The sequence below is a fragment of the Streptomyces lusitanus genome (genome assembly GCF_042647945.1).
Classification (GTDB): Bacteria; Actinomycetota; Actinomycetes; order Streptomycetales; family Streptomycetaceae; genus Streptomyces; species Streptomyces pseudogriseolus.
On the sequence record NZ_JBHRWL010000002.1, the window covers coordinates 428,150 to 450,929 of the forward strand.

24 protein-coding genes are annotated in these 22,780 nt (G+C 74.1%); 16 read left to right on the top strand and 8 right to left on the bottom strand.

Annotated elements, in window-relative coordinates; genetic code table 11:
- The first annotated feature begins 111 nt into the window (after positions 1-111).
- Genes ACFOSY_RS03380 through ACFOSY_RS03395 form a run of 4 tightly spaced genes read left to right on the top strand, consistent with a single transcriptional unit; the run spans position 112 to position 3,591 of the window.
- Complete coding sequence (locus ACFOSY_RS03380; protein WP_394305200.1) at positions 112-1,080, top strand: ABC transporter ATP-binding protein; 969 nt, start codon at positions 112-114, stop codon at positions 1,078-1,080.
- The gene (locus ACFOSY_RS03385; protein ID WP_394305201.1) at positions 1,077-1,817 is read left to right on the top strand and encodes an ABC transporter permease; all 741 of its coding nucleotides are present in this window, start codon (positions 1,077-1,079) and stop codon (positions 1,815-1,817) included. The genes ACFOSY_RS03380 and ACFOSY_RS03385 overlap by 4 nt, the downstream gene beginning before the upstream one ends.
- Entirely contained in the window at positions 1,814-2,989 is a 1,176-nt protein-coding gene (locus tag ACFOSY_RS03390) for a sensor histidine kinase (RefSeq protein WP_394305202.1), read from the top strand. Before ACFOSY_RS03385 ends, ACFOSY_RS03390 begins: the two co-directional genes overlap by 4 nt.
- Positions 2,986-3,591 (top strand): response regulator transcription factor, encoded by a 606-nt coding sequence (locus ACFOSY_RS03395; RefSeq protein WP_394305203.1) that lies wholly within the window; start codon positions 2,986-2,988, stop codon positions 3,589-3,591. Before ACFOSY_RS03390 ends, ACFOSY_RS03395 begins: the two co-directional genes overlap by 4 nt.
- 49 nt (positions 3,592-3,640) lie before the next feature.
- Here the strand turns inward: ACFOSY_RS03395 and ACFOSY_RS03400 are convergent, their stop codons facing one another.
- Together ACFOSY_RS03400 and ACFOSY_RS03405 are read right to left on the bottom strand one after the other, a co-directional pair.
- On the bottom strand, positions 3,641-4,504 hold the full coding sequence (locus ACFOSY_RS03400) for a transglutaminase-like domain-containing protein (protein WP_394305204.1): 864 nt from the start codon (positions 4,502-4,504) through the stop codon (positions 3,641-3,643).
- Positions 4,505-4,521: 17 nt separating this feature from the next.
- Positions 4,522-5,622, bottom strand: a complete 1,101-nt coding sequence (locus ACFOSY_RS03405; protein ID WP_394305205.1) for a GNAT family N-acetyltransferase — start codon at positions 5,620-5,622, stop codon at positions 4,522-4,524.
- 140 nt (positions 5,623-5,762) lie between these two features.
- Here ACFOSY_RS03405 and fdxA point away from each other — a divergent pair, with 140 nt between their 5' ends.
- Together fdxA and ACFOSY_RS03415 are read left to right on the top strand one after the other, a co-directional pair.
- Positions 5,763-6,080, top strand: coding sequence for a ferredoxin (gene fdxA / locus ACFOSY_RS03410; protein WP_004926152.1), 318 nt, complete (start codon positions 5,763-5,765; stop codon positions 6,078-6,080).
- A 105-nt stretch (positions 6,081-6,185) separates the two neighbouring features.
- A complete protein-coding gene (locus tag ACFOSY_RS03415; protein ID WP_394305206.1) occupies positions 6,186-7,283 on the top strand; it encodes a bifunctional succinyldiaminopimelate transaminase/glutamate-prephenate aminotransferase in 1,098 nt (365 codons plus the stop codon).
- A gap of 141 nt (positions 7,284-7,424) precedes the next feature.
- On the opposite strand, the gene ACFOSY_RS03420 is transcribed toward ACFOSY_RS03415, so the two are convergent.
- Both ACFOSY_RS03420 and ACFOSY_RS03425 read right to left on the bottom strand, forming a co-directional pair.
- On the bottom strand, positions 7,425-7,763 hold the full coding sequence (locus ACFOSY_RS03420) for an ATP-binding protein (RefSeq protein ID WP_394305207.1): 339 nt from the start codon (positions 7,761-7,763) through the stop codon (positions 7,425-7,427).
- A gap of 206 nt (positions 7,764-7,969) precedes the next feature.
- A complete protein-coding gene (locus tag ACFOSY_RS03425; RefSeq protein ID WP_394305208.1) occupies positions 7,970-8,986 on the bottom strand; it encodes a heavy metal transporter in 1,017 nt (338 codons plus the stop codon).
- An 84-nt stretch (positions 8,987-9,070) separates the two neighbouring features.
- On the opposite strand from ACFOSY_RS03425, the gene dapE reads away from it, so the two are divergent.
- Both dapE and ACFOSY_RS03435 read left to right on the top strand, forming a co-directional pair.
- Complete coding sequence (gene dapE / locus ACFOSY_RS03430) at positions 9,071-10,150, top strand: succinyl-diaminopimelate desuccinylase (RefSeq protein WP_394305209.1); 1,080 nt, start codon at positions 9,071-9,073, stop codon at positions 10,148-10,150.
- Positions 10,151-10,270: 120 nt separating this feature from the next.
- Positions 10,271-11,029: an LOG family protein gene (locus tag ACFOSY_RS03435; RefSeq protein ID WP_394305210.1), complete on the top strand. Its 759-nt coding sequence runs from the start codon at positions 10,271-10,273 to the stop codon at positions 11,027-11,029.
- Positions 11,030-11,099: 70 nt separating this feature from the next.
- On the opposite strand, the gene folP is transcribed toward ACFOSY_RS03435, so the two are convergent.
- Positions 11,100-11,960, bottom strand: a complete 861-nt coding sequence (folP, locus tag ACFOSY_RS03440; RefSeq protein ID WP_394305211.1) for a dihydropteroate synthase — start codon at positions 11,958-11,960, stop codon at positions 11,100-11,102.
- 132 nt (positions 11,961-12,092) lie between these two features.
- On the opposite strand from folP, the gene ACFOSY_RS03445 reads away from it, so the two are divergent.
- Together ACFOSY_RS03445 and ACFOSY_RS03450 are read left to right on the top strand one after the other, a co-directional pair.
- Entirely contained in the window at positions 12,093-12,455 is a 363-nt protein-coding gene (locus ACFOSY_RS03445; protein WP_394305212.1) for a DivIVA domain-containing protein, read from the top strand.
- Entirely contained in the window at positions 12,452-13,045 is a 594-nt protein-coding gene (locus tag ACFOSY_RS03450) for a DNA-3-methyladenine glycosylase I (RefSeq protein ID WP_394305213.1), read from the top strand. Before ACFOSY_RS03445 ends, ACFOSY_RS03450 begins: the two co-directional genes overlap by 4 nt.
- 224 nt (positions 13,046-13,269) lie before the next feature.
- Here the strand turns inward: ACFOSY_RS03450 and chcB are convergent, their stop codons facing one another.
- Positions 13,270-14,073: a 2-cyclohexenylcarbonyl CoA isomerase gene (gene chcB / locus ACFOSY_RS03455; protein ID WP_394305214.1), complete on the bottom strand. Its 804-nt coding sequence runs from the start codon at positions 14,071-14,073 to the stop codon at positions 13,270-13,272.
- A 379-nt stretch (positions 14,074-14,452) separates the two neighbouring features.
- Here chcB and ACFOSY_RS03460 point away from each other — a divergent pair, with 379 nt between their 5' ends.
- Positions 14,453-14,620: a DUF3117 domain-containing protein gene (locus ACFOSY_RS03460; RefSeq protein ID WP_003966491.1), complete on the top strand. Its 168-nt coding sequence runs from the start codon at positions 14,453-14,455 to the stop codon at positions 14,618-14,620.
- Between the two features lie 144 nt (positions 14,621-14,764).
- Here ACFOSY_RS03460 and ACFOSY_RS03465 read toward each other — a convergent pair whose 3' ends face one another.
- Positions 14,765-15,463 carry an O-methyltransferase gene (locus tag ACFOSY_RS03465; RefSeq protein ID WP_394305438.1) on the bottom strand — a complete coding sequence of 233 codons (699 nt, stop codon included), beginning with the start codon at positions 15,461-15,463 and terminating at the stop codon, positions 14,765-14,767.
- Between the two features lie 287 nt (positions 15,464-15,750).
- Here ACFOSY_RS03465 and sigE point away from each other — a divergent pair, with 287 nt between their 5' ends.
- The 5 genes from sigE to ACFOSY_RS03490 all read left to right on the top strand — a co-directional run bounded on the left by sigE (position 15,751) and on the right by ACFOSY_RS03490 (position 21,529).
- Positions 15,751-16,410 carry an RNA polymerase sigma factor SigE gene (sigE, locus tag ACFOSY_RS03470; RefSeq protein ID WP_394305215.1) on the top strand — a complete coding sequence of 220 codons (660 nt, stop codon included), beginning with the start codon at positions 15,751-15,753 and terminating at the stop codon, positions 16,408-16,410.
- Positions 16,407-17,297 carry a zf-HC2 domain-containing protein gene (locus ACFOSY_RS03475; RefSeq protein WP_394305216.1) on the top strand — a complete coding sequence of 297 codons (891 nt, stop codon included), beginning with the start codon at positions 16,407-16,409 and terminating at the stop codon, positions 17,295-17,297. Before sigE ends, ACFOSY_RS03475 begins: the two co-directional genes overlap by 4 nt.
- A gap of 1,056 nt (positions 17,298-18,353) precedes the next feature.
- A complete protein-coding gene (locus ACFOSY_RS03480) occupies positions 18,354-20,021 on the top strand; it encodes a trypsin-like peptidase domain-containing protein (RefSeq protein WP_394305439.1) in 1,668 nt (555 codons plus the stop codon).
- A 174-nt stretch (positions 20,022-20,195) separates the two neighbouring features.
- Positions 20,196-20,630: a sec-independent translocase gene (locus ACFOSY_RS03485; protein ID WP_394305217.1), complete on the top strand. Its 435-nt coding sequence runs from the start codon at positions 20,196-20,198 to the stop codon at positions 20,628-20,630.
- 224 nt (positions 20,631-20,854) lie between these two features.
- On the top strand, positions 20,855-21,529 hold the full coding sequence (locus ACFOSY_RS03490) for a hypothetical protein (protein ID WP_006134539.1): 675 nt from the start codon (positions 20,855-20,857) through the stop codon (positions 21,527-21,529).
- A 99-nt stretch (positions 21,530-21,628) separates the two neighbouring features.
- Here the strand turns inward: ACFOSY_RS03490 and ACFOSY_RS03495 are convergent, their stop codons facing one another.
- Positions 21,629-22,762 (bottom strand): Mrp/NBP35 family ATP-binding protein, encoded by a 1,134-nt coding sequence (locus ACFOSY_RS03495; protein ID WP_006134540.1) that lies wholly within the window; start codon positions 22,760-22,762, stop codon positions 21,629-21,631.
- Between the last annotated feature and the right edge of the window lie 18 nt (positions 22,763-22,780).

Consider the following 22,780-nt stretch of genomic DNA (forward strand, 5'->3'; position numbering starts at 1 on the left):
CTCCGTGCGGCGCCGCTGCCTTTGAGTCCGGCACCTGCATGACATCTGTCATGCCGGGCTCACGACCGCCGACACTGCCGGGCGCCCGCCCCCGGCCGACACGATGGCCGCATGACAACGACGGACACGGTCGTCTTCGACCGAGTGACCAAGAAGTACGGCGACGTGCGCGCCGTGGACGAGGTGAGTCTCACCCTGCGGCCCGGGGAGACCGTGGCGCTCCTCGGCCCGAACGGGGCCGGGAAGTCCACCACGCTCGACCTGCTGCTCGGTCTGAAGCGGCCCGACAGCGGCACGGTCACGCTGCTCGGCACGAGCCCCCGCGAGGCGATCGTCGGCGGACGGGTCGGCGCGATGCTCCAGAGCGGCGGGCTGATGGGCGAGGTGACCGTCGCCGAACTGGTGCGGCTCGCCTGCGGACTGCACCCGCGGCCCTACCCCGTCCCCGAGGTGCTCGCCCGCGCCGGTCTCACCGCGATCGCCGGCCGCCGCGCCGACAAGCTGTCCGGCGGCCAGGCCCAGCGGGTGCGCTTCGCCCTCGCCACCGCCGGGGACAGCGACCTGATCGTCCTGGACGAGCCCACCACGGGCATGGACGTCACCGCCCGGCGCGCCTTCTGGGCCACCATGCGCGACCAGGCCGACCAGGGCCGCACCGTCCTGTTCGCCACGCACTACCTGGAGGAGGCCGACGCGATCGCCGACCGCGTGCTGGTCCTGCACCGGGGGCGGCTGCTGGCCGACGGCACCGCCACCGAGATCAAGGCGAGCACCGGCATGCGGCGCGTCTCCTTCGACCTGACCGACGGCACGCCCGGCACGTCCGGCACGCCCGACGAGGCCGCGCTGCGCCGGCTGCCCGCGGTCACGGCCGTCACCGTGTCGCCCGGCGGCACGGTGCGGATGCGGTCCTCGGACGCCGACGCCACCGTCCACGCCCTGTACGGGATGGGCCTCTACCCCCGCAACCTCGAGGTCGCCGGACTCGGGCTCGAACAGGCCTTCGTCGCCCTCACCGAGACGGACGCCCCGACCGAGACGGACGCCCGCACCGGCACAGAGGAGGCCGTACCCGCATGAACGGACTGATCCGGCTGGAGATCCTGCGCGTCCTGCGCAACCGCAAGTTCCAGTTCTTCAACGTGCTCTACCCCAGCGTGCTGTTCCTGCTGATCGCGGGCACGGCCGACTCCGCCGAGCCCCTCGACGGCACGGGTCTGACCCTGCCCGCCTACCTGATGGTCTCCATGGCGTCCTTCGGCGCCCTGACGGCCGTGCTGATGGGCAACAGCGAACGCATCGCCAAGGAACGCGAGAACGGCTGGGTACGGCAGCTGAGGCTCACGCCCCTGCCCGGCCGCGGCTACGTCCTCGCCAAGACCGCGGCCGCCGCCGTGGGCGCCCTGCCGGCGATCGTGCTGGTCTTCGTCGTCGCCGCCGTGGTGAAGGACGTACGGCTGGACGCCTGGCAGTGGCTCGCGCTCACCGCGGCGATCTGGGCGGGCAGCCTCGTCTTCGCCGCTCTCGGGGTGGCCATCGGCTACGCGGCCACCGGCGACGCCGTGCGCCCGATCACGATGATCGTCTACTTCGGACTGTCCCTGCTGGGCGGTCTGTGGATGCCCACCACCACCTTCCCGGGGTGGCTCCAGGACGTGGCAACCTGGCTGCCGACCCACGCGTACGCCGCACTGGGACGGGCGATCGAACAGCACCACGCGCCGGCCGTCCAGGACGTCACCGTCCTGCTGGCCTTCTTCGTCCTCTTCACCGGCGGCGCGGCCTGGCTGTACCGGAAGGACACCCTGAAGGCGTGAGCGGCATCGGCGTCAACATCGGTCAGCGCCCCGCCAACCTCAGGCAGCGGGCCGTCAAGGCCCTGTGGACGGCCATCTGGCTGGTCTACCTGAGCGCACCCGTCAGCGACCTGCTGCACGGCGGACACCCCGCGGGCGTGCGCGCCCTCGGCTGGCTCGGGCTCGCCGTGTTCGTCACCTGGTACATGCTGCTCGTCTTCCGCGCCGGGCGCGTCGACCGCCCGGCGCCCGTCCTCGGCTCCCTCGGGGTGCTCGCCGCCCAGTCCGCCCTGCTGGCGCTCACGCTCGGCCGCGAGTGGCTGGTGCTGTTCGTGTACGTCTCCATCGCGTCCGGCGCGGCCCTGCCCCCGCGGCTGTCCCGCTGGACGGTCCCCGGCGCGTGCGCGCTGATGACGGCCGTCGCGTTCGCCGTGCCGGACGGCCGCGACCTGCTGTGGGGGCTGCTCGTCCCGGCGGCGCTCGGCGGCTTCGCCATGACCGGCGTACGCGAACTCATCCGCACCACGGTCGCGTTGCGCGAGGCCCGCGCCACCGTCGCCCACCTCGCCGCCAACGAGGAGCGGCTGCGGCTCGCCCGGGACCTGCACGACCTGCTCGGCCACTCCCTGTCCGTGATCACCCTCAAGAGCGAGCTGGCCGGCCGGATGCTCCCCGACCACCCGGACCGGGCGGCCCAGCAGGTCGCCGACATCGAGCAGGTCAGCCGGCAGGCGCTGGTCGACGTCCGGGAGGCCGTCACCGGCTACCGGCGGCTGCGGCTCGCGGGCGAACTGGACGGCGCGCGGGTGGCGTTGCGGGCCGCGGGCGTCGTCCCCGAGCTGCCCGACCCGGCCGGCTTCGGCGACGCCCCCGAGGACGCCGAGTCCGCACTCGCCTGGGCGCTGCGGGAGGCCGTCACCAACGTCGTCCGGCACAGCGGCGCCCGGCGCTGCGCCGTGGACGTGGTCCGCCGCCAGACCCTCGACGGCCCGGTGCTCGAACTCTCCGTGGAGGACGACGGTGCGGGCGGCTCCTCGTACGTCCCCGGCAACGGTCTGCGGGGGCTGGGTGAGCGGCTGGCCGCCGTGGGCGGAACACTGGACGCCGGGCCCGTCCGGCACGGATTCCGGCTGACGGCCCGCGTACCTGTGGAGACCGCCGCGGAACCGGGGCGGGAAGGGGGAGCCGCGTGATCCGAGTCCTGCTCGCCGAGGACCAGGCGATGGTCCGCGAGGCGCTCGCCGCGCTGCTGGGGCTGGAGGCCGACATCGACGTGGTCGCGCAGGTCGCGCGCGGCGACGAGGTCCTGGCCGCCGCCCGTGCCCACGACGTGGACGTGGCGCTCCTCGACATCGAGATGCCGGGCGCGACCGGCATCGAGGCGGCGGCGCAGCTGCACCGGGAACTCCCGGACCTGAGGCTGGTGGTGCTGACCACCTTCGGGCGACCCGGCTATCTGCGCGGCGCGATGGAGTCCGGGGCCGACGCGTTCCTCGTCAAGGACGCCCCGGCGGCGCAGCTGGCGGACGCGATCCGCCGCGTGCTGGCCGGCGAACGCGTCATCGACCCGGCCCTGGCCGCCGCGGCCCTCGCCGAGGGCGCCAACCCCCTCACCGACCGCGAACGCGAGGTCCTCCGCGCCGCCGCCGACGGCTCCACCAACGCGGACCTCGCCACCACCCTCCACCTCTCCCCGGGCACGGTCCGCAACTACCTCTCCACAGCCATCCAGAAACTGGCCGCCCGCAACCGCACGGAGGCGGTCCGGATCGCACGGGACAAGGGGTGGCTGTGAGCCACGCCGGCGCGCTCGGCGACAGCCGCCCGGTGCCGGCCGCGTGGCGTCAGTTGAGCAGGGCGCGGGCCGCCGACGCCTCTCCTCGGATGCGGTTCGCCGCCTCCGGGTCGACCGCCGTGACGATGTCCGCGTACGCCTCCAGTTCCGCCGCGCCCGCCGTGAACTCGCCGCGCTGCACCAGGAGCTGGGCGCGTTCGTAGCGCAGGCGGGCCGGGTGGGAGGGGAGGAGCAGGGCGAGGTCCAGGGCCCACAGGCCGACGTCGGTGCGTTCGGGGCGGGTCGCCGCCCAGGCGCGGACGTTGTTCAGGATGCGCGCGATCACCTCCAGCGTCCCCGCCGGGGTGAGCATCGACGGCTCCAGCGGCCCCCCGGTCGCCCCGGCGACCAGCAGCTCCGCGTCCGGCCCGGTCAGCACCCGGCCCCCGTCGAACGGGTCGGCCAGCACCTGCCCGGGGCCCGGCCCCTCCGCGTCTCCGAAGCCCACGACGAAGTGCCCGGGCAGCGCCACGCCGTACACCGGCGCGCCCGCCCGCCGGGCCACCTCGATCCACACCGCCGACAGCAGGATCGGCAGCCCGCGCCGCCGCCGCAGCACCGCGTGCAGCAGGGAGGACTCCAGCCGCCGGTAGTCGTCCGGCAGGCCGTGGAAGCCGTACCGCTCGCCCAGCAGGTCCCGCAGCGCCACCGCCCACGCGTGCGGCGAGCCCGGCCGGTGCGGCAGCTCGCCCGCCAGCCGGTCCAGCTCGATCTCCACCGCGTCCATGCCCGCCTCGTCCAGCGTGCCGTCGCCCTCCGCGGCCACCAGCAGGCACAGCGCGGACAGGCCCGGCCGCTCGGAGCGGGCCTCCTCGGCGAACCGCTTGCGCAGTTCGGCGGAGCGGTCGGGCGGCGGGGGACAGGGGGAACGCATACCCGGTTCGTGCCCGCTCACGGCGCCCCGTCACCCGCCGTGGCGGACGAATCCGGAGCAGGCTCCTCCGGCGTACGTCCCTCCGGCGCGCGGTAGTGGTGGTACGCGTGGTGCGGGGCGAAGCCCAGACGGTCGTACAGCGCCCGCGCGCCCTCGTTGTCCGTCTCGACCTGGAGCCAGGCCGCCGAGGCGCCCTCCTCGAGGGCACGGGCGGCCAGCGCCGTCATCACGGCCGTGGCCAGACCCTCCCGCCGCCGCGCCGGATCCACCTCGACCGCCGCGAACCCGGCCCACCGGCCGTCCACGACACACCGCCCGATCGCGGCCGGCGCCGCCGCGCCCGGCTCACCCGGCACGGTCGCGAACCACACCGACGGCTCAGCCGGGGCCGGGGCGCCCGGCGAGCCTCCCGGGGACCCTCCGCCCAGCACCCGCAGGGCCACCTCGCTCACGCCCTTGCGCCGGTACCGCGCCAGCCACGCCTCGTCCGCGTCCCGGGACAGCCGCACCGCGGAGGTGTCGTCGCCCAGGTCGGCGACCGGGGCCAGTCCGCCCGTCCACAGCTCCGCGGTCACCTCGCGCACCCACCCGCGCCGCTCCAGCTCCGCGCACAGCAGCTCCTGCGTGCCCTCCGCGCCGGTCGCGGTCTGGACGTACGCCGGCAGCCCGCGGGCCGCGTACCAGCGGCGTACGGCCGTCAGCGCGTCGTCGAGCGGCAGGCCCGGGTCGCCCATCGGCAGCACCGAGTTGGCCCGCCGCGTGAACCCCGCGGCCGCCCGCAGCTCCCACCCGCCGAGCCGCTCGCTCTCCACCGGCCGCCAGCCCCGCGCGGCCACCCGCGCCAGCTCCTCGTACGACGCCGCGGGGCCACGCCGACGCGCCGGGGCGCCCGGCACGACCTTGCCCGCGACCAGCGCGGACTCGGCGACGCGGACACGTTCGCCGCTCTTCCTTGTGATTCGCAACACACCGTTGTCCCATGATGTGAGCACCCCGACCGTGTCGGTGAACTTCTCACCCGAGGGACCATGTTCGATCAAGCTCCTCACGGAGACCCGTTTCCCCACGTCAGCAGCGGTGATACGGACCTCGAGGCGTCCGGCGGCCGAGATTTCCACAGGTCAGTTCACCCCTCCTGTTCGGATCATGCTCCGGAACGGAGATACTAGGGGCGGGCATCGACGACGCCGCGCTCCCGCGCGCCAGGCGGCGGAGCCTGAGGAGGCCCGCCAGCGCCCTATCGAGGAGGAACGACAGCGTGACCTACGTCATCGCGCAGCCTTGTGTCGACGTCAAGGACAAGGCGTGCATCGAGGAGTGCCCGGTCGACTGCATCTACGAGGGCCAGCGGTCCTTGTACATCCACCCGGACGAATGCGTCGACTGCGGCGCCTGTGAACCGGTCTGCCCGGTCGAGGCCATCTTCTACGAGGACGACACTCCGGAGGAGTGGAAGGACTACTACAAGGCGAACGTCGAGTTCTTCGACGAGCTCGGCTCCCCCGGCGGCGCCAGCAAGCTCGGTCTGATCGAGCGGGACCACCCGTTCATCGCCGCGCTGCCGCCGCAGGCGTAGCCGTCCCGCATCGGCCCCGCACCGACGCGTCGCCCTCGGTCCCGTACGGCCCGCCCGCCGTACGGGACCGAGGCGTTCGCCGAACCAGAAAGTGAGCCCCCGCCCGTGTCCGCAGTCTCCGACCGGCTGCCCGCCTTCCCCTGGGACAAGCTGGAGCCGTACAAGAAGACGGCCGCCGCGCACCCCGACGGCATCGTCGACCTCTCGGTCGGCACGCCCGTCGACCCGGTGCCCGAGCACGTTCAGAAGGCGCTGATCGCGGCGGCGGACTCGCCGGGCTACCCCACGGTGTGGGGCACCCCGGAGCTGCGGGACGCGCTCACCCGCTGGGTGGAACACCGGCTCGGCGCCCGCGAGGTGACCCACCGGCACGTCCTGCCGGTCGTCGGCTCCAAGGAACTCGTCGCCTGGCTCCCCACCCAGCTCGGCCTCGGCCCCGGCGACCAGGTCGCCTACCCGCGCCTGGCCTACCCGACGTACGAGGTCGGCGCCCGGCTGGCCCGCGCGGAGCACGTGGCGTACGACGACCCGACCGAGCTGGACCCCGCGCGGCTGAGGCTGCTGTGGCTCAACTCGCCGTCCAACCCGACGGGCCGGGTGCTGCCCAAGGAGGAGCTGACGAGGATCGTCGCCTGGGCCCGTGAGCACGGGGTCCTGGTCTTCTCCGACGAGTGCTACCTCGAGCTGGGCTGGGAGGCCGACCCGGTCTCGGTGCTGCACCCGGACGTCAACGGCGGCTCCTACGATGGCGTCGTCGCCGTCCACTCCCTGTCCAAGCGGTCCAACCTGGCCGGTTACCGCGCCGCGTTCCTGGCCGGCGACCCGGCCGTGCTGGGCCCGCTGCTGGAGATCCGCAAGCACGGCGGGATGATGACTCCGGCGCCGACCCAGGCGGCCGTGGTGGCGGCCCTCGGCGACGACGAACACGTCCGCGTCCAGCGCGAGCGGTACGCGGCCCGCCGCACGGCCCTGCGCGACGCGCTGCTCGCCCACGGCTTCCGCATCGAGCACAGCGAGGCCAGCCTCTACCTGTGGGCCACACGCGACGAGTCCTGCTGGGACACCGTCGCCCACCTCGCCGGCCACGGCATCCTGGTGGCCCCCGGCGACTTCTACGGCCCCGCCGGCGACCGCTTCGTCCGCGTGGCGCTGACCGCGACGGACGAACGCGTACGGGCGGCGGTCAACCGCCTCACCGCCTGACACCGCCCCGCTCCAGGAGGGCGGTCCGCCCGTCCCGGCGCCAGGACAGCGCCCGCGGGCTGTTGCCGGACACGCCGAAGGGCCCGGGGGAGAGGGTCCCGGGCCCTTCGGGTCGCTGGTCGGTCGCCTTCGGCGGCGGCGTCAGGCGAGGGGCAGGCCCTTGACCGGCAGGTTCTTGGTCGGGCCGCTCTTGCCGAGGGAGTCGGTCGGCAGCTCCTTCACCACCGGCACGGCCTTCTTCACGGTCGTGCCCGCGGCCGGGGCCACCTCGGTCGCGTCGGGCGCGGTCTTCTCGACGCCCCGCGTCACGTTGCCCACGGTCTTGCCGGGCGCACCGTCCAGGGCGCTCAGCCCGAGGTTCGGGGCGGACGGCAGCGACGGCGCCGCGCTCGCGGAACCGGCCGCACCGACCCCGGCGGCCGCTCCCGCAGCGACGAGCAGCGCGGCACGGGCGATCCGACGGGTCAGGGGGAGGGACATGGTGCTCCTTCGACGGCAGACAACAGTGGTGTCCGGGCGGACGGTCAGGACCGGCCGCCCGAACGCACTGATTACCGCCCGACCGCCAAGAAGGTTGCGCGCGTGTCCGGCAAAGAGTCGGCAATGCGGCGCAATGTCGGACCCGATCAACGCCTCCGGGTGATCACCCGTACGCCTGCACGGCCACGCCCGCGGGCGGCCCGGGGCTACGAACCGGTCGTGATCCGGACCGCTTCCGCTTCTCCGGTCGCTTTCCCGTCCGAGCCTGCCTGCCCCTTGCCGTCCAGCGGCCGCCACCGGCTGTCGGTGTGCCCGGCGACCCACTCCCGGCCCGCGTAGGTGACACTCCGTATGTGCAGCTCGGAGGCGTTGGCGACGGCCCAGTGGGCCAGCTGCCAACCCCGCGCCCCGGCGTCCCGCCGGTCGCCGGAGACCGTGGTGACCGGCAGCGTCACGGTGCCGTCGCCGGATTCCGCTTCCGTGCCGGGCGACGCGTCCGAGGAAGGGGAAGAGGAAGAGGAGGACCGGCCCTTCGCGTCGTCCACCTCCGCGCCCGCCGGCTCCAGCACGTCGCGCCCGAAGTCCCGCGCCAGCGCGGCCCGTACCGCGTCCGCGCCCTTCGCCCGGGTCGCCGCCGGACGGCCGTCGCAGGTCAGCGTCGCCCCCGAGCGCCCGGTGAGGGCGGCGGCGAGCAGCGTCGCGTCCGGCTCGTGCTTGGCGTACGCCTGCGGGTAGCCGCTGCGCTGCACCTTCTGCGCGGCCACGGTCAGCGGCAGCCGCGTGTAGCCCGGCACCTTCTCCAGGTGCTCGTAGAACTTCTCCGACGCGTACGCCGGGTCCGTGATCTGCCGCGGTGTGCCCCAGCCCATCGAGGGACGCTGCTGGAACAGGCCCAGCGAGTCACGGTCGCCGTAGTCGATGTTGCGCAGCGCCGACTCCTGGAGGGCGGTCGCCAGCGCGATCGTCACGGCCCGCTCGGGCAGGTCGCGCGCGGTGCCCACGGCGGCGATCGTCGCCGCGTTCACCGCCTGCTCGGGGGTGAACTCGTAGGTCGCCCCGTCGCCCTTGCCGGACACGACCTTGCAGCCCGGTCCGCCCGAGCCTCCGGTGACGTACTGCACCACGAGGTAACCGGCGACGGCTGACAGCACCGCGAAGGCCGCGCCGCAGCGGAACAGACGGCCACGGCGTTTGCGCTGAGGAGTGGGGGACGGCTCTGGCACGCGTACAAGGTACTGGAGAGTACGTTCACATGTGAGCCAGGTGTGGACACCGGGCCGTTCACCTCCCGCGCTAGGGTCGACGGCATGGCCGACACCCCGCTTGACCTCACGCTGGACGCCGCGCGTCTCACCGCGCAGCTCGTCGACTTCCCCTCCGAGAGCGGTACGGAGAAGCCGCTCGCGGACGCCATCGAGGCGGCGCTGCGCGCGCTGCCGCACCTGGAGGTCGACCGGCACGGCAACAACGTCGTGGCCCGCACCCGGCTGGGCCGCCCGGAGCGGGTGATCCTGGCCGGCCACATCGACACGGTCCCGATCGCGGACAACGTGCCCTCACGTCTCGACGAGGACGGCGTCCTGTGGGGCTGCGGCACCTGCGACATGAAGTCCGGGGTCGCCGTCCAGCTGCGCATCGCGGCCACCGTCCCCGAACCCAACCGCGACCTCACCTTCGTCTTCTACGACAACGAGGAGGTCGCCGCCGACCTCAACGGCCTGGGGCACGTCGCCGAGGCGCACCCCGACTGGCTGGAGGGCGACTTCGCGGTGCTCCTCGAGCCCTCCGACGGGCAGGTCGAGGGCGGCTGCCAGGGCACCCTGCGCGTGCTGCTGAAGACCACGGGCGAGCGCGCCCACTCCGCGCGCGGCTGGATGGGCTCCAACGCCATCCACGCCGCCGCGCCCATCCTCGGTCGCCTCGCCGCGTACGAGCCCCGGTGGCCGGTGATCGACGGCCTGGAGTACCGCGAGGGCCTCAACGCGGTCGGCATCTCCGGCGGCGTCGCCGGCAACGTCATCCCCGACGAGTGCGTCGTCACCGTCAACTTCCGCTACGCCCCCGACCGCAGCGAGGAGGAGGCCCTGGCGCACGTCCGGGAGGTCTTCGCCGACTGCGGTGTCACCGAGTTCGTCGTCGACGACCACAGCGGCGCGGCCCTGCCCGGCCTGTCCCACCCGGCCGCGGCGGCCTTCATCGAGGCGGTCGGCGGCACCCCGCAGCCCAAGTACGGCTGGACCGACGTCTCCCGCTTCTCCTCGCTGGGCATCCCCGCCGTGAACTACGGCCCCGGCAACCCCCACCTCGCCCACAAGCGGGACGAGCGCGTCGACACCGCCAAGATCCTCGCGGGGGAGGAGCGGCTGCGGTCCTGGCTGACCGCCTGACCCCCGTACGGGCGGGAGCGCGTTTGGAACGCTCTCCCGCGGACATGCTGACGTCCCCCGCACGTAACCCGCGTAGATCTACGCTGAGGCGGTACGACCTGGCAATCGGAGGGAGCGCACATGGCTACGGGCAACCCCGAGGGGAAGCGGCAGCCGCCGGACGAGAAGCGCCTGGGGCCGGTCCTCCGCCGGCGCGGTCAGGTGCAGTCCAGCACCACCGACCAGCGGCTGCTCGACGAGCGCGCGCCGACCGACTGGGTGCACACCGACCCCTGGCGGGTGCTGCGCATCCAGTCGGAGTTCATCGAGGGCTTCGGCACCCTGGCCGAGCTGCCGCCCGCGATCAGCGTGTTCGGCTCCGCCCGCACCCCCGCCGGCTCGGCCGAGTACGAGGCCGGGGTGCGGCTCGGCCGGGGCCTGGTCGAGGCGGGCTTCGCCGTCATCACGGGCGGCGGCCCGGGCGCCATGGAGGCGGCCAACAAGGGCGCCCTGGAGGCCGACGGCGTCTCCGTCGGCCTCGGCATCGAGCTGCCCTTCGAACAGGGCCTCAACCCGTACGTCGACATCGGCCTCAACTTCCGGTACTTCTTCGTCCGGAAGATGATGTTCGTCAAGTACGCGCAGGGCTTCGTGGTCCTGCCCGGCGGCCTCGGCACGCTCGACGAGCTCTTCGAGGCGCTCACCCTGGTGCAGACCCAGAAGGTCACCCAGTTCCCCATCGTGCTGTTCGGCACGGAGTACTGGGGCGGCCTCGTCGACTGGCTGCGCTCCACGGTGATCGCCCAGGGCAAGGCGGCGGAGAAGGACCTGCTGCTGTTCCACGTCACGGACGACGTGGACGAGGCCGTGGCCCTGGTCTCCAAGGAAGCGGGCCGCTGACCGTCCGCGGCACCTCAGGGGCGGCCGGGGCGACGACCCCGCCGCCCCGCCTCTGTCACGCCGGCCCCCGTCACGCCAGCCCGCGCCGCGCCACCGCCGGCTCCCGGTCCCCGGCGATCGACGACACCATGTCCAGCACCTGACGGGTCTCGGCGACCTCGTGCACCCGGTACACCTGGGCGCCCAGCCACGCCGACACCGCCGTCGTCGCGAGCGTCCCCACCACCCGCTCCTTCACCGGGCGGTCCAGCGTCTCGCCGACGAAGTCCTTGTTGGACAGCGACACCAGCACCGGCCACCCGGTCGCCACCATCTCGCCGAGCCGCCGGGTCGCCTCCAGGCTGTGCCGGGTGTTCTTCCCGAAGTCGTGCCCCGGGTCGATCATCACCGACTCCCGCGGCACCCCCAGGGACACCGCCCGCTCGGCCAGCCCCAGGGTCACCTCGAGGATGTCCGCCATCACGTCGTCGTACGCCGCCCGGTGCGGCCGGGTCCGTGGTTCGGCCCCGCCCGCGTGCGTGCACACCAGGCCCGCGCCGTGGCGGGCGGCCACCTCCGCGAGACGCGGGTCCACCCCGCCCCACGCGTCGTTCAGCACGTCCGCGCCCGCCTCGCACACGGCCTCGCCGACCTCGTGCCGCCAGGTGTCCACGCTGATGATCACGTCGGGGAAGCGGCGGCGCACCTCGGCGACGAAACCGACGGTCCGCCGCACCTCCTCCTCGGCCGAGACCTCCTCGCCGGGCCCCGCCTTCACCCCGCCGACGTCGATGATCGCGGCGCCCTCGGCCACCGCCTGCTCCACCCGCGCGAGCGCCGGCTCGTCGCGGAAGGTGGCGCCCTGGTCGTAGAAGGAGTCCGGGGTCCGGTTCACGATCGCCATGATCACCCGCTCGTGCGGTGCGAATTCCCGCCTGCCCAGCCTGAGCATCCCCTGGAACCTCTCCTCGTCCTGCCGTCCGGGCCGCCTCCGTCCGCCCGGCGGTCCCGACTGTCAGACTCGCATGGCACGATCGGAGCCACACATCCGACTCCGACTCATCCGACCGTGGGGGCCCCGGCGATGGTTATGTTCCTGTTCCTGGTCGTCGCGCTGGCCGTCGTGGTGGGCGCGGTGACCCTCGCCGTGGTGGGCGGCGGCGACAACGGCCCGCTGCCGGAGGCGGCGCCGGAGCGGCTCCAGGACTCCCTGCCGCCGGACCGCCCGGTCGGCCGCGCGGACGTCGACCGCCTGCGCTTCCCGCTCGCCGCCCGCGGCTACCGCATGGCGGACGTGGACGACGCCCTCGGCCGCCTCGCCGCCGAACTCGCCGAGCGGGACGCCCGGATCGCCGACCTGGAGTCCGCGCTGGCCGGCGCGCGCGCCGCCGCGGCGCACGTGGCGATGGACAAGCCCGCCCCGCACCCGGAGGACGATCAGCGGTGAGCGACACCCCCGGCGAGACGCCGCTCGGCCCCGACGGCCTGCCGCGCTGCCCCTGGGCGCTGTCCGCCCCGGACTACCTCGCCTACCACGACGAGGAGTGGGGCCGCCCGGTGCACGGCGACGACGCCCTCTTCGAGCGCCTCAGCCTGGAGGCGTTCCAGTCCGGGCTGTCGTGGATCACGATCCTGCGCCGCCGCCCCGGCTTCCGCGCCGCCTTCGCCGACTTCCGGATCGCCAAGGTCGCGGAGTTCACGGACACCGACCGCGAGCGGCTGCTGGCCGACGCCGGCATCATCCGCAACCGCGCGAAGATCGACGCCACGCTCGCCAACGCGCGCGTGCTGGCCGGCTGGGAGCCGGGCGAGCTGGACGCCCTGATCTGGTCCCACGCCCCCGAACCGGCCGGCCGCCCTGCCCCCCGCACCCTCGCGGACGTCCCCGCGGTCACCCCGGAGTCCACGGCCCTGTCCAAGACCCTCAAGAAGCGCGGCCTCCGCTTCGTGGGCCCCACCACGGCCTACGCCCTGATGCAGGCCTGCGGCCTGGTCAACGACCACCTGCGAGAGTGCGCGGCAAGGACAACCCCCTGAGACACGCGGGCACTGACGCGCCCCAAAGGGGCGCGGGGAACTGCGCGCTCAGCCACAACGCACCCGCACGGAGGGCCCAGGGGCGCGGGGAACTGCGCAAAACCCAGTCCCAGCACCCCCGCACTTCTGGGCCGGCGCCAGCCCCACACCCAAGGGGCGCGGGGAACTGCGCAAACGTCAGCCACAACGCACCCGCACCTTAAGAACCAGGCGGCAGCCACCCCTCACCGCCCCGAATACTTCGGCTTCTCCTTGTTCACGAACGCCCGCACCGCGATCGCGTGATCCTCGGACGACCCCGCCCGCGTCTGCAGCTCGTCCTCCTTCTCCAGCGCCTCCTCCAGCGAGTGGCTCATCCCGTACGCCACGGACTCCTTCAGCGCCGCGTAAGCCACCGTCGGCCCCTGGGCCAGCCCCCGCGCCACCTTCTCGGCCTCCGCCCGCAGCTCGCTCCCCGGCACCACCCGGTTCACAAGCCCCAGCTCGTACGCCTCCTCCGCGGAGATGTTCCGCGGGAACAGCAGCAGATCCATCGCCCGGCCGGGCCCGATCACCCGCGGCAGCGTCCAGGAGATCCCCGAGTCGGCGGTCAGCGCGACCCCCGCGAACGACGTGTTGAACGCCGCCGTGTCCGCGACGATCCGGTAGTCCGCGGCCAGCGCGAACCCGAACCCGGCACCCGCCGCCACGCCGTTCACGGCGGCCACCACCGGCTTCGCCGCACCGGCGATCGCCCGCACGATCGGGTTGTAGTGCTCGCGCACCGTGGACATGGTCTGCCCCGAGCCGTTCTCCCGGTCGGCGGCCAGCAGCCCGATGTGCTCCTTGAGGTCCTGCCCGACGCAGAACGCCCGGTCCCCGGCCGCGGTCAGCAGCACGGCCCGCACGGCGTCGTCGTCCGCGGCGGCCCGGACCGCGTCCCGAAGCGCGACCTTCGCCGCGACGTTCAGCGCGTTCATCGCCTCGGGGCGGTTCAGCGTGATCGTCGCGAGTCCGTCGCTCACCTCGTAGAGCACGGTGTCGGCCATGGTCGTATCCCTCCGTGTGCGGCTCGGGACGTACTGGTGAGTACGTCCTCTTCGGAGGACAGCATGACCCAGTTCACGGGTCCAGGCGGGCGGCCCCGGTGTGACCTGCGTCTAACAATCGCGTCGGCATTCCGGTGTCCGGATGTCTGTGCGGGCGCGCAGTATCGCAGTCACATCGCCGAATTGAGTGGTTTTGCTCGCGCGCGTTGCCCAAGCGATGCCTACTGATGTTGGTCATCGGGTCCTGCCATGCGGGATAATGGCCTGGAAGCAATGTGTTCGATGCCGGTGGCGTGTGTCCTGCTTCGAGGACCGCAGGTGCCCTTCAGTGGGCCGTCGGCTTAGACGGTTGAGCTGGGTTTCAGGAAGGGGAACGAGCATGGCGGCCATGAAGCCGCGGACGGGTGATGGCCCGCTCGAGGTGACCAAGGAGGGGCGGGGCATCGTCATGCGCGTTCCGCTCGAAGGCGGCGGTCGGCTCGTCGTCGAGCTGACCCCGGACGAGGCCGACGCGCTCGGCGACGCCCTCAAGAAGGTCGTCGGCTGACGCGCGCAAGCGACCATACCCTTTCAGCCGCCCCGGTGCCGCACGCGGTGCCGGGGCGGCTGTTTGCGCACACGTACGGGGGAAGCCGGGCGGAACCAGGGGGCGCGTGGCCTCAGCGGAACGCGGATGCCGTGCCACGGCCGCTCACCGCTTCACCGCGCACAGCAGCCCGTCCCCCACGGGCAGGAGCGACGACACCAGCTCCTGGCTCTCGCGAACGGCCCGCACCAGCTCCCGCAGCCGCAGCACCTCCGTCGGCTGGGGGCCGGAGTCCATGGTGCGCCCGTTCGCGAAGACGCCTTCGAAGGCGACCAGGCCTCCAGGGCGCAGCAGGCGCAACGATTCAGCGAGGTAGTCCTGGTACTCCCGCCGGTCGCCGTCGCAGAAGACGAGGTCGTAGCCCGAGTCCGCGAGACGCGGCAGCACGTCCAGCGCGGGGCCGGGGATGAAACGGGCCCGGTTGCCGGCGAAACCGGCGTCACGGAAGGCCTGCCGGGCCGACTGCTGGTGCTCCGGCTCCTGGTCGACCGTGGTCAGCACCCCGTCCGGGCGCATGCCGTGCAGCAGATGGATCCCCGACACGCCGCAGCCGGTGCCGATCTCCGCGACCGCCTTGGCGTCCACGCTGGCGGCGAGCAACCGCAGGGCCGCGCCCGTGCCGGGTGACACCGAGCGCAGGCCTGCCTCGCGGGCCCGGTCGCGGGCCCAGTGCAGCGCCTCGTCCTCGGCGACATAGGCGTCGGCGAACGCCCAGCTCGTCTGCCGGTTGGCGGTAATGACCCTCTCCTGTCCCCGTGGTTGCCTGGGCGTGACTGTATCCGTTGGCGTCGGGAACCCGCTGATGGGACCAGTCGTTCAAAGGAGAAGAGAGAGGCGCGTGCCGGGAAGGGGGGCGAGGAGTGGACGCGGACGCCGAGCGGGAGCAGACGCAACAGCAGACGCAGTCGTACGAGCCGTGGCAGCCCGAATCAAATTCTCGTAAAACCGCTTATCCGGAGCTAACGGGCGAGGTGGCTATGGTAGGGGCTCCACTGGACACCACCAGAGCCGACAGGGGAGGTGCGGCTGCGCCTGTGGATCGTGCGGGAGTGCTGAGGCGCTTCCTCGGATCGGCGGGCAGGCCGAAATCCGTGAACAACACCGCTGCTGACCATCACCGCGCCGGCGACCCGGCCCAGACCGCGACTTTCTCCACCGACGCGGACGGGCAGGCGTGGACTCCGCCCACCTGGGAGGAGATCGTCAGCATGCACAGCGGCCGGGTGTACCGGCTCGCCTACCGGCTCACGGGCAACCAGCACGACGCCGAGGACCTCACGCAGGAGGTCTTCGTCCGTGTCTTCCGCTCCCTGTCGACGTACACGCCGGGCACCTTCGAGGGCTGGCTGCACCGCATCACCACGAACCTCTTCCTGGACATGGTCCGCCGCAAGCAGCGCATCCGCTTCGACGCGCTCGGCGAGGACGCGGCCGAGCGGCTGGCCTCCAAGGAGCCCACGCCGCAGCAGGTCTTCAACGACGCGCACTTCGACGCGGACGTCCAGCAGGCGCTCGACACGCTCGCCCCGGAGTTCCGCGCCGCCGTCGTCCTGTGCGACATCGAAGGACTGTCGTACGAGGAGATCGCGGCCACCCTGGGCGTCAAGCTCGGCACGGTCCGGTCCCGCATCCACCGCGGCCGTTCCCAGCTGCGCAAGGCCCTCGCGCACCGCTCGCCCAAGGCGCGCGCGGACCGGCCCTCCTTCGTGCCGCGTGTCCCCGCACTGGGGGGAGGGGGCGCGAGCGCGTGAGCAGTTCACTGCCGAAGTCCCCCGAGGGTCACCTCGCGGAGCATCACCTGGGAGACCGGCTCGCCGCCCTTGTGGACGGAGAGCTCGGTCATGACGCGCGTGAGCGCGTACTGGCGCACGTCGCCACCTGCGCCAAGTGCAAGGCGGAGGTGGACGAGCAGCGCCGCCTGAAGAACGTGTTCGCGGCCGCCGCGCCGCCGCCGCCCTCCGAGAGCCTTCTGGCGCGCCTTCAAGGGCTGCCCGCCGGGGGCGGATTCGGCGACGGCGGCTCCCCGCTGGGCGGCTCCGCGCTGCCGGGCGGATCCACCGCCGGCGTCTTCGGGACGCGGCGCGGCGAGCGCTTCGAGTTCGCGTACGCGCCCGTGCGGCGCCACCAGCCCGCGGCCGCCGCCGCGGCGGGCCTCGCCGGGCGGTCGTCCTCGCGCGGTCTGCGGCTGGCGTTCGTCGCCGCCGGCGCGGTGTCGCTCGCCGCGATCGCCCTCGGCGGCGTCTCCACCGTCACCCCGGCCGACGCGGAGGCGCGCGGTCAGGGCAAGGGGAGCAACGTGACCCCGGCGCGCACACAGGGCGCGGGCGCCGCCACCACGCCGGACTCCCGGCGCCGGAGCGTCGGCCCGCTGCTCGGACAGGCGGCCGGCGGCCAGAGCGCGCTGGGCGCGGGACCCGTCGTCCCCACCGGCGTCGCGGCCCCGCTGCTGCCGGGCATCCCGGCGTCCCCGCAGGGCGGCGCCACGGCGGTGTCCCCGCACATACGGCCACTGAACTCGGCCCCGCCGTTCGGACTGAGCGCGTGGGCGTCGGCGGCCGGGCTGAAGAGCCCCGGCCTGGCCACCGCCGCGCCGTCCCCGGCCCCTTCGCCCACGCACACCGCGCGGACGGCCCGCTGACCGGGCCCCTGCGCGGGGGCGCGTGAACCTGATTAGATTCCGGGTGGCGCGCCCAGGCCCTCTACGGCCGCGCGCCGAGCCGGGCTCCACCGCACGGGCGGACCGGAGCACGGTGCCGACGATCCGTGCCGGTCCAGCCGTGGGGAGAGCATGAACGAGGGGAAGCCGGGCACACCGGGGGCGTCCGAAGGACCCGACGGCGACTTCGAACTCGCCCGCCCGAACGGCAGGCCGTCCCCCGGCACGGGCCCTGACGGCGACTACGAACTGAGCAGGCCCCTCGCCGGCGGACCCGCCGACTCGGGCCACTGGGAAACGGCCCCGGGCCCCGCCACCGCCGGTGCCTACGACGCCTCGACGGGCTCGGGCGTCGAATACGCGGCTCCCGACGCCCCACCCGCGGGCGACACCGCCGTGTCCGCCGCTACGACGCCCCCGCGCGCCGAGGCCGCCGCCCCGAGCGCAGGCACCTCGGTTCCCGCGCAGGGGGCCGCGCCGGGCCCCACCGACGCCGCGCCCGCGCCGGGTCCTGAGGCGCCCGCCTCCGACCGTACGGACACTGTGCCTGCACAACCGGGAGCCGAGGCGTCCGCCTTCAGCCGTACTGGCGCTGTGCCCGCGCCGGGGGCCGCGCCTGGCCCGACCGGCAGCGTGCCCGCGCCGGCAGGCGAGGCTCCCGCCTCCGGCCCGACCGGCGCCCCGCCCGCGCCGGGAGCTGAGGCGTCCGCCTCCGGCCCGACCGGCGCCCCGCCCGCGCCTGGGGCCGCGCCCGGCCCGACCGGCAGCGTGCCCCCGTCGGCAGGCGAGGCTCCCGCCTCCGGCCCCACCGGCACCCTGTCCGCGCCGGGAGCTGAGGCGTCCGCCTCCGGCCCGACCGGCGCCCCGCCCGCGCCTGGGGCCGCGCCCGGCCCGACCGGCAGCGTGCCCGCGCCGGCAGGCGAGGCTTCCGCCTCCGGCCCCACCGGCACCCTGTCCGCGCCGGGAGCTGAGGCGTCCGCCTCCGGCCCGACCGGCGCCCCGCCCGCGCCTGGGGCCGCGCCCGGCCCGACCGGCAGCGTGCCCGCGCCGGCAGGCGAGGCTTCCGCCTCCGGTCCCACCGGCGCCCTGTCCGCGCCGGGAGCCGAGGCGTCTGCCTCCGGTCCCGCCGGCGCCCTGTCCGCGCCGGGAGCCGAGGCGTCTGCCTCCGGTCCCGCCGGCGCCGTACCCGCGCCGGGAGCTGAAGCGTCCGCCTCCGGCCCGACCGGCACCCCACCCGCGCCTGGGGCCGCGCCCAGCCCCACCGGCACCCCGCCCGCCCCGAGGGCGGACGCCCCCGCGCAGCCGCAGTCGCAGCCCCACCCCACCCCCCTCCACGACCCCGACCCCTACAGCACCCCGCCCTACGGGGAGCCCGGGCCGTGGGCGCCTGCGCCGCCTGTGCAGCATCCGGGGGCCACCCCGGCGCACGGTGTGGCCGTGGGCGCCCCTGAGGCGGCTCCCGCCGCTCCCGCCGCTCCCGTTGCCCCGGACGCCCCCGTGGCCGATCCCTGGGCGCGCTACGACCCCTGGGCGGCCCCGGCGAGTGCTCCGCTTCAGCAGGCGGACCCGGTCGAGGAGGACGTGAGGCGGCGGCGCGGCCGACGCAGGCGCTCGCTGCTCGTCGGCGCCCTCGTCATCGCCCTCGTCTCCGGTGTCGCCGGCGGCGTCGTCGGCGTGCAGCTGGAGCGGAACGGCGGCATCGGCGCCGTGGAACTGCCCCAGGCCGGCGTGGAGGCGCCCGACCGGGACCCCGGCAGCGTCGCCGGGATCGCCGCGCAGGCGCTGCCCAGCGTCGTCACCCTGCACGTCAGCGGCGGCGGCAGCGCCGGCACCGGCACCGGCTTCGTGCTGGACGACCGGGGCCACATCCTCACCAACGACCACGTCGTGGAGCCCGCCGGGGAGGACGGCGAGATCACCGTCACCTTCCACAGCGGCGACACCGCCGAGGCGACCGTCGTCGGCCGGGACAGCGGCTACGACCTCGCCGTCGTACGGGTCAGGGGCGTCCGCGGGCTCTCCCCCCTGCCGCTCGGCAACTCGGACAACGTGCAGGTCGGCGACCCCGTCGTCGCCATCGGCGCCCCCTTCGACCTGGCCGGCACCGTCACCTCCGGCATCATCAGCGCCCGCGAGCGGCCCATCACCGCCGGCGGCGAGAAGGGCGACGGCAGCGACGTGTCGTACGTCGACGCCCTCCAGACCGACGCGCCGATCAACCCCGGCAACTCCGGCGGGCCGCTGCTCGACGGCAGGGGCCGGGTGATCGGCATCAACTCGGCCATCCGCTCGGCCGACGGCGGCCTGGACCCGGAGGGCGGCCAGTCCGGCTCCATAGGGCTCGGCTTCGCCATCCCGATCAACCAGGGCAAGCGGGTCGCCGAGGAGCTGATCGAGTCCGGGAAGGCCACGCACCCGGTGATCGGCATCACCCTCGACATGCAGTACAGCGGCGACGGCGCCCGCGTCGCGGCCGAGGGCGGCGACGGCGGACCCGCGGTCAGCACCGGCGGCCCCGGCGCCAAGGCGGGCATCCGCTCCGGCGACGTCATCACGAAGGTCGACGGCCGCCCCGTGCACTCCGGCGAGGAACTGATCGTCAAGACCCGCGCCCACCGCCCCGGCGACAAGCTGGAGCTGACCCTGGAGCGGGACGGGAAGGAACGCACCGTGTCCCTGGTGCTCGGATCGTCCGACGGGGACTGAGACGCCGCCCGTCCGCCCGCACGCCGCCCGCACGCCGCCCGTCCGACGCCGCCGGGACGCCGGGACGGTACCGGACGTACGGGAGGTCCGGGTACCGTGGACCCGGCCCGGACCACGGAGGGCGAACGACCGGCACCGAGGGCCGAGGACCGAAGGCATCGCGAGGAGCTTCAGGTGTTCAATGACATAGGACCGCTCGAGCTGGTGACGCTCATCGTCCTCGCCGTGCTCATCTTCGGTCCGGAGAAGCTCCCCAAGGTCATCCAGGACGTGACCCGCACGATCCGGAAGATCAGGGACTTCTCGGAGAGCGCCAAGCAGGACATCCGGCAGGAACTGGGCCCGGAGTTCAAGGACTTCGAGTTCGAGGACCTCAACCCCAAGACGTTCATCCGCAAGCAGCTGGACAACGACGACCTGGGGCTGAAGGAGATCCGCAACGGCTTCGACCTGAAGAAGGAGATGGCCGAGGTCGCGGACTCCGTCCACGGGCGCGACACGGACCCGTCGCCCTCGCCCGCCGCCTCCGGCGGCCGGGTGGACATGACGAAGAAGCCCGAGAAGCCGGCCGCCGACGACCGCCCGCCCTTCGACATGGACGCCACCTGACCTCCTCCCCGGGGCGTGCGCCGGCGCGTACGTGACGCGTTTCATACTCCACCCGAGCTGCGGACGGCCTGAACCGGGCGCCCGAACGCCCTAAGCGCCGGGCGGTTTCCCTGCCTGTGGCGGCAGGGTGGTTATGCTGCCGAGTTGTTGTGCGGAACGGACGAGTACGCCCGAAAGGGGGGCGGGCCGCCCGGTCCGACGAGAGCGAGGAGGCGTCCGGGCACATGGAGACGACGAGTTCGGCAGTCGCGCAGGCGCCGGCCGCGGAGGACGGACAACCGGTCCCCTCCGCCCGGCGTGCGGTCGACGGCTACCTGCGTGCGCCCTTCCCGTGGTACGGCCTCGACGAGGCCTTCACGGGGCCGCGCTGGCTGATGCAGGTCGGCCTCTCGGCCGACGGGGCCGTGGAGCACGGATCGGTCGGACACGGCGACGAGCCGTCCGTCCGCAACGAGTTCGCGGCCGGGGGCGACCAGGACGCCAAGGAGAAGTTCGCGGTCGTGGTGACCGTGGCGGCCAACCCGGTCCGCCGCAGCGCCGACGGCACGGGTCTGCTGGAGGCCACCTCGGTCTCCTCCGCCGCCTGGCTCGCCGGGGTGGGGCTGCTGTCCTTCACCTGGCCCGGCCAGATGGACCACTCCCTGCGCGACGACTGGCTGGAGCAGCAGACGGAGACCGCCTGGGTGCTCGCGGACGACCTGGAGGGCGAGGACTGGTCGACGCTGTCCCTGCCCGTGGACGGCGTGCCGACGCCGTTCCACTACCGGGAGTCCGAGTACGGCTGGGTGCTCGCCGGCTCCACCCAGGCCGGCGTCCACGTCGGCGCGTACGGCCGGGGGATGAGCGCGTACGGGCTGGGCTTCGCCGTGGTGAAGGACATCGCCGCGTACGAGGGCTGAGCGAGCCCGCCGAGAACGCCGAAGGGCGCCGTCCACGCGGACGGCGCCCTTCGGCGTACACACGGGCCCAGGCGTACGGGCCTCGGCGTGTACGGGCCCTCAGAACTTGTTGCGCGGGGTGATCCCCAGCGACATGCCCGACAGGCCGCGCTGCCGGCCGCCCAGCTTGCCCGCGATGGAGCGCAGCGCCGAGCCCGCCGGGGAGTCCGGGTCGGACAGCACCACGGGCTTGCCCTCGTCGCCGCCCTCGCGCAGCCGCACGTCGATCGGGATGGCGCCGAGCACCGGCACGGTCGCGCCGGTCGTGCGGGTCAGGCCGTCCGCGACCGTCTGGCCGCCGCCCGTGCCGAACACGTCGACCATCTCGCCGCAGTGCGGGCAGGGCAGCCCCGACATGTTCTCGACGACGCCGACGATCTTCTGGTGGGTCTGCACGGCGATGGAGCCCGCCCGCTCGGCCACCTCGGCCGCGGCCTGCTGCGGGGTCGTGACGACCAGGATCTCCGCGTTCGGCACGAGCTGCGCGACCGAGATCGCGATGTCGCCGGTGCCGGGCGGCAGGTCGAGCAGCAGCACGTCCAGGTCGCCCCAGTACACGTCCGCCAGGAACTGCTGGAGCGCGCGGTGCAGCATCGGGCCGCGCCACACCACGGGCGCGTTGCCCGGGGTGAACATGCCGATGGAGATCACCTTCACGCCGTGCGCCGACGGCGGCATGATCATGTTCTCGACCTGGGTGGGACGCCCGTCGGCGCCCAGCATGCGCGGCACCGAGTGGCCGTAGATGTCGGCGTCCACGACACCGACCTTCAGACCGTCGGCCGCCATCGCCGCCGCCAGGTTCACCGTCACCGAGGACTTGCCGACACCGCCCTTGCCGGACGCCACCGCGTACACCCGGGTGAGGCTGCCCGGCTTGGCGAAGGGCACCTCGCGCTCGGTCTGGCCGCCGCGCAGGGCGCTCGCCAGCTCCTTGCGCTGCTCGTCGCTCATCACGTCCAGCGTCACGTCGACCCGGGTCACGCCCTCGACGCGGGAGACCGCGTCCGTCACGCGCTGCGTGATCGTGTCCCGCATGGGGCAGCCGGAGACCGTCAGGTACACGGTGACCGCGACCGCACCGTCCGCACCGATCTCCACCGATTTGACCATCCCGAGCTCGGTGATGGGCCGGTTGATCTCGGGGTCGTTCACCGTCGCCAGTGCTTCGCGCACCGCGTCTTCCGTAGCCATAAGGACGATGGTACGGCT

Excerpts from the sequence above, each read along its gene's own strand:
- ACFOSY_RS03380 (WP_394305200.1), top strand. The coding sequence starts at position 112 with ATGACAACGACGGACACGGTCGTCTTCGACCGAGTGACCAAGAAGTAC.
- ACFOSY_RS03385 (WP_394305201.1), top strand. The coding sequence starts at position 1,077 with ATGAACGGACTGATCCGGCTGGAGATCCTGCGCGTCCTGCGCAACCGC.
- ACFOSY_RS03400 (WP_394305204.1), bottom strand. The coding sequence starts at position 4,504 with ATGCGTTCCCCCTGTCCCCCGCCGCCCGACCGCTCCGCCGAACTGCGC.
- ACFOSY_RS03420 (WP_394305207.1), bottom strand. The coding sequence starts at position 7,763 with ATGTCCCTCCCCCTGACCCGTCGGATCGCCCGTGCCGCGCTGCTCGTC.
- dapE (WP_394305209.1), top strand. The coding sequence starts at position 9,071 with ATGGCCGACACCCCGCTTGACCTCACGCTGGACGCCGCGCGTCTCACC.
- ACFOSY_RS03435 (WP_394305210.1), top strand. The coding sequence starts at position 10,271 with ATGGCTACGGGCAACCCCGAGGGGAAGCGGCAGCCGCCGGACGAGAAG.
- folP (WP_394305211.1), bottom strand. The coding sequence starts at position 11,960 with ATGCTCAGGCTGGGCAGGCGGGAATTCGCACCGCACGAGCGGGTGATC.
- ACFOSY_RS03445 (WP_394305212.1), top strand. The coding sequence starts at position 12,093 with ATGGTTATGTTCCTGTTCCTGGTCGTCGCGCTGGCCGTCGTGGTGGGC.
- chcB (WP_394305214.1), bottom strand. The coding sequence starts at position 14,073 with ATGGCCGACACCGTGCTCTACGAGGTGAGCGACGGACTCGCGACGATC.
- ACFOSY_RS03460 (WP_003966491.1), top strand. The coding sequence starts at position 14,453 with ATGGCGGCCATGAAGCCGCGGACGGGTGATGGCCCGCTCGAGGTGACC.
- ACFOSY_RS03490 (WP_006134539.1), top strand. The coding sequence starts at position 20,855 with ATGGAGACGACGAGTTCGGCAGTCGCGCAGGCGCCGGCCGCGGAGGAC.
- ACFOSY_RS03495 (WP_006134540.1), bottom strand. The coding sequence starts at position 22,762 with ATGGCTACGGAAGACGCGGTGCGCGAAGCACTGGCGACGGTGAACGAC.